The following is a 2,547-nucleotide window of genomic DNA, read 5'->3' as shown; positions in this document are numbered from 1 at the left end:
ACCGGTGTTGCAACGCAAGATGAAACACTTCGTCAAAAGCACTACCACGGCTTACCAGAAATGGCGATGAACTACTTTAAGTTTATAGCCCAAGAAGCACGTGAAATTATGGCAAGCTTAGGTATTGCTAATCTAACTGACTTAATTGGCCGTTTAGACTTATTAGAAGCGATTGAAGGTAAAACAGCGAAGCAAAAGAAAATAGATTTATCGTCTGTGATTGCTCAGCCAAATAACCCAACGGGCGAAACCTTATTTTGTAGCGCACAAAATAGCTCGCACTATCTAGGTGAACTCAACGAAACGTTACTAGGTAAAGCGCAACAAGCGATTGATACCTCATCGGGTATTTCGCTGGTGAGCCGCATCTGTAATACAGACCGCTCTGTAGGGGCTATGTTGTCAGGTTACATTGCCTCAAAACATGGCAACCAAGGTATGGCAGCAGATCCAGTCTCAATTGAATTACATGGCACTGCAGGGCAATCATTTGGTGTGTGGAATGCCGGTGGCCTTGAAATGACGCTTATTGGCGATGCTAATGACTACGTAGGTAAAGGCATGGCTGGCGGCAAGCTTGTTATTCGCCCGCCACTGGGGTCATCGTTTGAAAGTCATAAAGCAACTATTGCAGGTAACACGTGCTTGTACGGTGCGACGGGCGGTAAATTATTTGCAGCAGGCTGTGCAGGTGAACGCTTTGCTGTTCGTAATTCAGGTGTGCAAGCTGTTGTTGAGGGCCTAGGTGACAATGGTTGTGAATACATGACTGGCGGCGTTGTTTGTGTGCTAGGTAATGTAGGGGTTAACTTTGGAGCCGGCATGACAGGTGGCTTTGCTTATGTATTAGATGAGCGAAGTGACTTTGAAAAACGCATTAATCCAGAGCTGGTAGAAGTGGTCACACTTGATGATTTAAGTTCGCACCAAGAGCATTTACGTGGCCTAATTGCCGAGCATTTAGAACTGACAGGTTCATGTCGAGCAGAGTCTATTTTAGCTAATTTTGAACTTTACCTACCTATGTTCAAACTAGTTAAGCCAAAATCAAGTGATGTAAAAAGTTTACTCGGGCACCGCGCTCGCAGTAGCGCAGAACTTCGTGTTCAAGCGCAATAAGGGGGCAGTATGAGCGAAAATGTATATCAATTTATAGACGTGCAGCGTGTTGATCCGCGCAAAAAACCAATCTCGTCGCGTAAAAAATCTTTCGTGGAAATTTACGAACCCTTTTCTGAGAATCAGGTAAACTCACAAGCTGATCGTTGCTTAGATTGTGGTAATCCTTACTGTGAATGGAAATGCCCAGTGCATAACTACATTCCACAATGGTTAAAACTAATTAGAACGGGCCGTGTTTTAGAAGCGGCTGAGCTTTCTCATCGTACAAACAGTTTACCTGAAGTGTGTGGGCGCGTATGTCCACAAGACAGGCTCTGCGAAGGTTCATGTACGCTTGATGAAGAGTTTGGCGCAGTAACGATAGGTAATATTGAAAAATACATTACCGATACCGCATTTAAAATGGGCTGGAAGCCAGACATGTCATACGTGACATGGACGGATAAAAAAGTGGCGATTATTGGTGCGGGTCCGGCTGGGTTAGGGTGCGCAGATATTTTAGTGCGTAACGGTGTAAAGCCAGTGGTTTTTGACCGTCACCCAGAAATTGGTGGATTACTGACTTTTGGTATTCCTTCTTTTAAACTTGAAAAAGAAGTCATGCAAAAGCGCCGTGAAATTTTCACTGAAATGGGTGTTGAATTTAAGCTAAACGTTGAAGTGGGTGTAGATATCACTATGGACGAAATTTTAGCTGACTACGACGCGGTATTTTTAGGTGTAGGTACGTATCAGAGTATGCGCGCTGGTCTTGAAAACGAAGATGCGCCAGGCGTACACGATGCACTGCCATTTTTAATTGGTAACACAAATCGTGTTATGGGTTACAACGAAAATAACCAAGCTTACATAGATATGGCCAATCAAAAGGTTGTCGTACTTGGTGGTGGTGATACCGCGATGGACTGTGTGCGTACGTCTATTCGCCAAAATGCCGCTAAAGTAACCTGTGCTTATCGTCGTGATGAAGAAAATATGCCTGGCTCTAAGCGTGAAGTTAAAAACGCTAAAGAAGAAGGTGTAAACTTTACCTTTAATGTACAGCCGACCGGTATTGTACTTGACGATAATGGTCATGTTGCAGGCGTTAAAATGGTTAAAACGCAATTGGGTGAGCCTGATGAAAACGGCCGTAGCCGAGCAGAAGTTGTACCAGGCTCTGAGCACGTACTTGAGGCAGACCAGGTTATTATGGCGTTTGGCTTTAAACCACACAAAATGGACTGGTTAGAAAAGTACGATGTAGAAATTAACCATTGGGGCGGCATTAACGCACCAGAGCAAGGTGAATTCACTCATCAAACAACTAACCCAAAAATATTTGCAGGTGGCGATATAGTGCGGGGCTCAGATTTAGTTGTAACGGCTATTTTTGAAGGGCGTAACGCAGCTGAAGGTATTATGGATTATTTAGAGGTTTAATTA

2 protein-coding genes are annotated in these 2,547 nt (G+C 44.0%); both read left to right on the top strand.

Going from position 1 to position 2,547, the window contains the following annotated elements; genetic code table 11:
* On the top strand, positions 1 to 1,119 hold a 1,119-nt coding region (locus AABI99_RS18015; RefSeq protein ID WP_338367494.1), incomplete at its 5' end, for a glutamate synthase-related protein.
* Between the two features lie 9 nt (positions 1,120 to 1,128).
* The gene (locus tag AABI99_RS18010) at positions 1,129 to 2,544 is read left to right on the top strand and encodes an FAD-dependent oxidoreductase (protein WP_338367493.1); all 1,416 of its coding nucleotides are present in this window, start codon (positions 1,129 to 1,131) and stop codon (positions 2,542 to 2,544) included.
* Positions 2,545 to 2,547 lie beyond the last annotated feature (3 nt).

The organism is uncultured Pseudoalteromonas sp. (genome assembly GCF_963922945.1).
Classification (GTDB): domain Bacteria; phylum Pseudomonadota; class Gammaproteobacteria; order Enterobacterales; family Alteromonadaceae; genus Pseudoalteromonas.
Note: the sequence above shows the minus strand (reverse complement) of the source record. Positions and strands in the feature narration are given on the sequence as shown.